The organism is Streptomyces sp. (genome assembly GCF_036524955.1).
Lineage (GTDB): Bacteria > Actinomycetota > Actinomycetes > Streptomycetales > Streptomycetaceae > Actinacidiphila.
The window spans coordinates 20,555-27,774 of record NZ_DATDBG010000010.1; the positions used below are offsets into that span (position 1 = coordinate 20,555).

At 71.7% G+C, this 7,220-nt stretch carries 7 protein-coding genes; 2 read left to right on the forward strand and 5 right to left on the reverse strand.

All coding sequences use genetic code 11. The annotated features are described in order from the left end of the window. Window positions 1–23 precede the first annotated feature (23 nt). Complete coding sequence (locus tag VIW71_RS00750; RefSeq protein WP_331619802.1) at window positions 24–827, forward strand: class I SAM-dependent methyltransferase; 804 nt, start codon at window positions 24–26, stop codon at window positions 825–827. A 299-nt stretch (window positions 828–1,126) separates the two neighbouring features. Continuing rightward, window positions 1,127–2,530 (forward strand): PP2C family protein-serine/threonine phosphatase, encoded by a 1,404-nt coding sequence (locus VIW71_RS00755; protein ID WP_331619803.1) that lies wholly within the window; start codon window positions 1,127–1,129, stop codon window positions 2,528–2,530. A gap of 61 nt (window positions 2,531–2,591) precedes the next feature. Here VIW71_RS00755 and VIW71_RS00760 read toward each other — a convergent pair whose 3' ends face one another. From VIW71_RS00760 to VIW71_RS00780, 5 genes are all read right to left on the reverse strand, one after another. Continuing rightward, window positions 2,592–2,948 carry a DUF2516 family protein gene (locus VIW71_RS00760; protein WP_331619804.1) on the reverse strand — a complete coding sequence of 119 codons (357 nt, stop codon included), beginning with the start codon at window positions 2,946–2,948 and terminating at the stop codon, window positions 2,592–2,594. Between the two features lie 115 nt (window positions 2,949–3,063). After that, a complete protein-coding gene (locus tag VIW71_RS00765; protein WP_331619805.1) occupies window positions 3,064–3,630 on the reverse strand; it encodes a hypothetical protein in 567 nt (188 codons plus the stop codon). Continuing rightward, entirely contained in the window at window positions 3,627–4,139 is a 513-nt protein-coding gene (locus VIW71_RS00770) for a helix-turn-helix domain-containing protein (protein ID WP_331619806.1), read from the reverse strand. The genes VIW71_RS00765 and VIW71_RS00770 overlap by 4 nt, the downstream gene beginning before the upstream one ends. A 320-nt stretch (window positions 4,140–4,459) precedes the next feature. Beyond that, window positions 4,460–6,886: an excinuclease ABC subunit UvrA gene (locus VIW71_RS00775; RefSeq protein WP_331619807.1), complete on the reverse strand. Its 2,427-nt coding sequence runs from the start codon at window positions 6,884–6,886 to the stop codon at window positions 4,460–4,462. A gap of 5 nt (window positions 6,887–6,891) precedes the next feature. After that, window positions 6,892–7,220 (reverse strand): iron chaperone (locus VIW71_RS00780; protein WP_331619808.1); only part of this gene is annotated, 329 nt, incomplete at its 5' end.

Here is a 7,220-nt window from a genome sequence, read left to right on the forward strand (position 1 = left end):
CCGGGGGCCCTTACCCTCATGGCATGGGTGGCGGACGTGCGAGCGGGGTGGTGGGGGTGGTCACCCGGGGGACCACCCATCCGAACCGGCTGCGGCGGATGGACCGCTGGATCGCGGCCACGCACGGCCGGGCGCTGCGAACCGCCGCCGATCCGGTCGCGGTGGACCTGGGATACGGGGCCGCGCCCTGGACCGCCGTCGAACTCCTGGGGCGGCTGCGCCGGGTCCGTCCCGACGCCCAGGTGGTCGGCGTGGAGATCGACCCGGCTCGGGTCTCGGCGGCCCAGCGGTACGCCCGTGACGGCCTCACCTTCCTCCGCGGCGGCTTCGAGGTCCCCCTGCCCGCCGCGCGCCGCCCCACGCTGATCCGGGCGGCGAACGTCCTGCGCCAGTACGAGGAGGCCGAGGTCGCCGCCGTGTGGGCCCGGCTGCGGGCCCGGCTCGCCCCCGGCGGGCTGCTGGTGGAGGGCACCTGCGACGAGATCGGCCGCCGGCACGTCTGGGTGGCACTCGGGCCCGAGGGCCCGCGTACGGTCACCTTCGCGACCCGGCTCAGCTCCCTCCACAAACCCTCCGACCTGGCAGAACGCCTCCCCAAGGCGCTGATCCACCGCAATGTGCCGGGCGAGGGGGTGCACGCCTTCCTCTCCGCCTTCGACCGCGCCTGGGCCGCCGCGGCCCCGCTGTCCGCGCTCGGCGCCCGGCAGCGCTGGATACGGTCGGTCCGCGATCTGCGGGAGGACGGCTGGCCGGTGACGGACGGACCCGCGCGGTGGCGGCAGGGGGAGATCACGGTGGACTGGGCGGCGGTGGCGCCGCGAGGGTGAGGGGGGCCTTGGCCGGTTGGCCCTGCCCGAGGCGTCCTCGCCCCTGCACGTGCGTCTGACCAGGCGTCTTGTCCGAGCGCGGGTGCCCCGAGTGCGGGTCGGAGCACCCGCGCGGTTGCAGCCGGAGGGCGTGATGTTTGTCATGTGCGGAACGGCACATCCGCGGCGAAACCGGCCGCTGGCCACCGCATATGCCACTGGGGGTTCACTTCTGGCTCTCCCGTCACACCGTGTCCAGCCACTAGGGTCACGAGCCACTGGGGCCTGTCGGCCCTCGGGGGAACGGAAGGAGTCGCTTGATGTGCGCTGCCGGGCGCGACACCGAACGGCCCTCTGTCACCGATGGTCCCGGGGCCGAGGGCCGGGCGGTCGTGCCCGCGGACCGGCGGTCCGCTCGGGTCGAGGAGCCGTACCGGGACCCGTACGAGGACCCGTACACGTCGGCTGCCGACCGCTGCGAGCATCCGTACACCACGGCGCCGTGCCCCCGGGCCGGGGCTCCGGACGTCCCGATCACCCCCGTCGCCCTCCCCCGCCAGCGGCAGGACGCCACGAGCCCGGCGACCCTCACGCTGCTCGTGATCGGCGACGACCCGACGGGCGCGTTCACCGCGCCGTTCTTCCAGGACGGCAGCGGCCCGCGCATCCGCGTCCTGCGGGCCCGTAATCTCATCGCGGCCGAGCGGCTGCTCACGGACGACGTGCACTGCATCCTGCTGGACCTGCCGGACGTGCCTGCCGCCCTGCGGCAGGTGCTGCGCCTCGCGCCCGGTACGGCGGTGCTCGTGCTGACCGACGACTCGGACGACGGGCAGGCCGCCGAGGCCGTACGCGCGGGGGCGCAGGACCACCTCGCGCGGGGCGAGATCGACGCGGGGACCGTCACGCGTGCCGTGCGGTACGCCCTCGAACGCAAGCGGGCCGACCTCGCGCAGCGGCAGCTCACCGAGACCCGCCTGCTCACCCACGAGAACTCCCGGCTGGAGCGCGGCCTGCTGCCCACGCCGCTGCTGGAGGGCGCGTCCGGGCTGCGGTTCGCCGCCCGCTACCGCCCGGGACGCAGCCGCGCGCTGCTCGGCGGCGACTTCTACGACGCCGTCCGCACCCCCGACGGCACCGTCCACGCGATGATCGGCGACGTCTGCGGACACGGCCCGGACGCCGCCGCGCTCGGGGTCGAACTGCGCATCGCCTGGCGCGCGCTGACCTTCGCCGGGCACGGCGGCGACGAACTGCTGCGCACCCTGCAGGACGTCCTGGTCCACGAGCGCGCGGACGAGGAGGTCTTCGCGACCCTGTGCGTCGTGGACATCGCCCCGGACGGCCGGTCCGCCGGCCTGTACCTCGCCGGGCACCCGGCGCCGCTGTTCGCGGGCGGTGGCTGCGTGCCGGCCCTGCTGCCGTACGAGGACGGCGGTCCGGCGCTCGGCCTGCTGCCGGACGCGGGCTGGCGGCGTATCCCGGTCAGCCTCGGCGACGGGTGGAGCCTGATGCTCTACACGGACGGCCTGATCGAGGGCCGGGTCGGCCAGGGCACGCAGCGGCTCGGCCAGGACGGGATGCTACGGATCGCGGCGCGCCGGCTGGCCTCCGGACTCGGCGGCGAGGAACTGCTGGACGCGGTGGTCACGGAGGCGCGGGAGCTGAACGGGGGCGAGCTGACGGACGACGTGGCGGTGGTGCTGCTGGAGCGGCAGGGGTGACCCCAGGCCTGCCTCCCGCCTCCCGGCCCTTCCCGGTCGTCCCGGCCCTTACCCCGGTCGCTCAGCCGTTGTACGGACCGTACGGCCCGTCGCTGCTGCTGCCGCGGTTGCGGCGCCGGGGGCCGCGACCGCCGCGCCCGGCCACCTCGCGCACCGCCGGCCGTACGTCGACCATGTAGACGATCACGGCGATCAGGCCGATCACCGGCAGGAACGACAGGATCGAGAAGAGCTTCATCACCACGGCCGCGATACCGAGGATGAGCAGCCAGAACGGCTTGGTGTTCTTGTCCGCGGCGCGGTACGCGTCCTCCCGGCGGATCGCCGCGTCGACGAACGCGAACACCGCGAAGAGGAAGAGCGCCCACGAGATCAGGGCGACCACCGAGAAGAACCCCGTGATCAGCACACCGTCCACCGCCTCACGTCACCGTGCCGTCCGTTTGCTTCCGCTGCCACCGTACCGGTCCTACCCGCGGAACGGGCCGGGCGCGCAAAGCGTGCCCGTACCGTTCCGCGTCCGCCGGCCGCTGCTACTCCGCGGGCGTGTCCGTGGTCTTCCTGGTGGTGGTCCGGCGAGCGGCGGGCTTCTTCACCGCGGCGGGCTCCTCCGCGTTCGCCGGTTCTGACGCCGGTTCGGACGCCGGCTCGGGCTCGACGGCGGCGGCGATCTCCACCACCTCGTCGGCCGCCTGGCCGCGCCAGCCCGCCACGGCGCCCTTGCCGCGTTCGGCCAGCTCGTCGTAGGTCTCGCGGACCCGAACCGCCGCCTCGGCCGCCCGGCCGACGCCCTGGAGCGCCACGTTCTGCATGGACTCGCTGAGCTTCTTGAAGTCCCGCAGCTCCTTGAGGTCGAGCTCGGCGAGGGTCTCGTTCAGCTTGGTCTGCGCGTCCTTCGCCTGCGCGGTGACCCGCTGCTGCACCACCTTGGGGTCGGTGGCCCGCAGCTTCTCGATCTGCCCCGGCGCCTGCTCCCGGATCTTCTCGATCAGCGGCGGCACCTCCCGCAGCTTCTCCGCGGCCAGGTCCGCCGCGCCCGCGACCGCGTACAGCGGCGTGGGGTTGCGCAGGGTCTTCACGATGTCATCGGTGATCGTCATCTGTGGTCTTCCTCCCATACGGGGACGGCCCCGTCTGCTTCCTCTTCGGCGTCGTCGCCGCCCGCGTCTTCGCCCGGCTCATCCGACGTCGCCGACTCCTGCCGCTTCTCGAACCGCTCCGGCTTCTTCTCGCGTTGCTCCGGCTGCTCCGACCTCTCGGCTGCCCCCGCGGCGGCGTTTTCCTTGCGGAAGGACTCGTAGATCTGGATCAGCACCTGCTTCTGCCGCTCGTTGATCAACGGGTCCGTCAAGATCGCCGCCGGCACCTCCAGTTCGTCCCGCTCCCGCGCGTCGAGAATCCCCGCCTGCACGTAGAGCGTCTCCGCCGATATCCGCAGCGCCTTCGCCAACTGCTGCAAGATCTCCGCACTGGGCTTCCGCAACCCGCGCTCGATCTGGCTCAAATACGGATTCGACACCCCGGCCGCCTCCGCGAGCTGCCGCAAACTCAACTGCGCACTCCGCCGCTGCTCCCGCAGATACTCACCCAACTTCAGCGCAGCACCCATGTACCCACCCTGCACCCATCCCGCTAACTTTTGCAAGCACCACGCTTGCAAAAGTCGCGTTACGCCTGTGTGACCGAGTGCGTGCCTGAGCACGCCAGATGTCACATGAGCAGGACAACCGTCACCGGCTGACCTGTCTCGCCGGAGGTGAGCAGATCTCAGTCGTTCCGGACCACCGTGGTGTCGCATGCGGCAGGCCGCGGAGCCTCGGCCTTGGGGACCGTCGGTACAGCCGTCGGTCCCCAAGCACTTCACAGGAGGCCCCACGATCAGATGCCCGGCCTGCGAGGTGTTCCGCGGGGGTGCCGCGAGGGCCTCGGTCAGGTGCCGACGTAGGCCGCGAGGTGCTCGCCGGTGAGGGTGGAGCGGGCGGCGACGAGGCCGGCGGGTGTGCCCTCGAAGACGATCCGGCCGCCGTCGTGACCGGCGCCGGGGCCGAGGTCGATGATCCAGTCGGCGTGCGCCATGACCGCCTGGTGGTGCTCGACGACGATGACCGACTTGCCGGAGTCGACGAGCCGGTCGAGCAGGCCGAGCAGCTGCTCGACATCGGCGAGGTGGAGGCCGGCGGTCGGCTCGTCGAGGACGTAGACGCCGCCCTTCTCGGCCATGTGGGTGGCCAGCTTGAGCCGCTGCCGCTCGCCGCCGGACAGCGTGGTGAGCGGCTGGCCGAGGCTGAGGTAGCCGAGCCCGACGTCGGCGAGCCGGCCGAGGACGGCGTGCGCGGCCGGCGTACGCGCCTCACCGGCGCCGAAGAACTCCTCGGCCTCGGTCACCGACATCGCGAGCACCTCGCTGATGTCCCGGCCGCCGAGGTGGTGGTCCAGCACCGATGCCTGGAACCGCTTCCCCTCGCACTCCTCGCAGGTGGTGGCGACGCCGGCCATCATCGCCAGGTCGGTGTAGACGACGCCGGCGCCGTTGCAGTTGGGGCAGGCGCCCTCGGAGTTGGCGCTGAACAGCGCCGGCTTCACGCCGTTGGCCTTCGCGAACGCCTTGCGGATCGGGTCGAGCAGTCCGGTGTACGTCGCCGGGTTGCTCCGTCGCGAGCCGCGGATCGCGCCCTGGTCGACCGACACCACACCCTCCCCCGGCCTGGCGGCCGGGTGGTGCCCCCAGGCGGCCCCTGGAGTGTTGACCAGCGACCCGTGCACGAGCGAGCTCTTGCCGGAGCCGGCGACGCCGGTGACGACGACAAGCACCCCGAGCGGGATGTCGACGTCGACGTCGCGCAGGTTGTGCGCCGTCGCGCCGCGGATCTCCAGCGTGCCGGTGGGCGTCCGCACCGTCTCCTTGAGCGCGGCCCGGTCGTCGAAATGGCGGCCGGTGATGGTGCCGCCGGCCCGCAGCCCCTCGACGGTGCCCTCGAAGCAGACGGTGCCGCCCGCCGCACCGGCGCCGGGGCCGAGGTCGACGACGTGGTCGGCGATCGCGATCGTCTTCGGCTTGTGCTCCACGACGAGCACCGTGTTGCCCTTGTCCCGCAGCCGCAGCAGCAGGTCGTTCATCCGCTGGATGTCATGGGGGTGCAGCCCGATGGTGGGCTCGTCGAAGACGTAGGTGACGTCGGTGAGCGACGAGCCGAGGTGGCGGATCATCCTGACACGTTGCGCCTCGCCACCCGACAGCGTGCCCGACGACCGGTCGAGCGAGAGGTAGCCCAGCCCGATCTCCACGAACGAGTCGAGGGTCTGCCGCAGCGCGGCGAGCAGCGGCGCCACCGACGGCTCGTCGACACCGCGGACCCATTCGGCCAGGTCGCTGATCTGCATCGCGCACGCGTCGGCGATGTTGATCCCGCCGATCCGCGACGACCGGGCCGCCTCGCTCAGCCGGGTGCCGCCGCAGTCGGGGCAGGCGGTGAAGGTGACCGCCCGGTCCACGAACGCCCGGATGTGCGGCTGCATCGCCTCCCGGTCCTTGGAGAGGAACGACTTCTGGACCTTGGGGAGCAGCCCCTCGTAGGTGAGGTTGACGCCGTTGACCTTCACCTTGGTCGGCTCGCGGTGGAGGAAGTCGTGCAGCTCGGTCTCGGTGTAGTCGCGGATCGGCTTGTCCGGGTCGAGGAAGCCCGACTCGGTGAAGATCCCCACTGTCCACCAGCCGTCCACCTTGTAGCCGGGGATGGTGATCGCGCCCTCGGCGAGCGACTTGGAGTCGTCGAAGAGCTGGGTGAGGTCGATGTCGGAGACCGTGCCCCGGCCTTCGCAGCGCGGACACATGCCGCCGGTGCGGGTGAAGGTCTGTCTCACGGTCTTGCCGGCACCGCGTTCGATCGTGATCGCACCGCTCGCTCGGACCGAGGGGACGTTGAAGGAGAACGCGTTGGGCGAGCCGATGTGCGGTTGCCCGAGCCGGCTGAAGAGGATGCGCAGCATCGCGTTGGCGTCGGTGGCGGTGCCGACCGTGGAGCGGGCGTCGGCACCCATCCGCTGCTGGTCGACGATGATCGCGGTCGTCAGCCCTTCGAGTACGTCGACCTCGGGCCGCGCCGGCGTCGGCATGAAGCCCTGCACGAAGGCGCTGTAGGTCTCGTTGATCAGCCGCTGCGACTCCGCGGCGATCGTGCCGAACACCAGCGAGCTCTTGCCCGAGCCGGAGACGCCGGTGAAGACCGTCAGCCGGCGCTTCGGGAGCTCGATGCTGACGTCCTTGAGGTTGTTCACGCGCGCGCCGTGCACGCGGATCAGGTCGTGGCTGTCGGCAGTCTGCAGCGCAGGCGGCCGCGTCGCCTTATCCGTCGCCATGCTCCTCAGCGAACCGCCTTCTTCACGAGCGCGACGATCTTCTTCTCCTCGGCGGCGGTCAGCCCCTTGAGGGCCCATGAGGTCGGCCACATCGCCCCTTGGTCGATGTTCGCCTCGTCGCTGAAGCCGAACGTGGCGTACCTCGAACCGAACTTTTCGGCGCTCTGGAAGAAGCAAAGGATCTTGCCGCCCTTCGCGTACGCGGGCATCCCGTACCACGTCTTCGGCGAGAGGGAGGGCGCCGCAGCCGTGATGATCGCGTGAAGCCGCGTGGCCATGGCCTTGTCGGTTCCCTTCATCTCCCCGACCTTCTCGAGCAGGGCTTTCTCCCCGT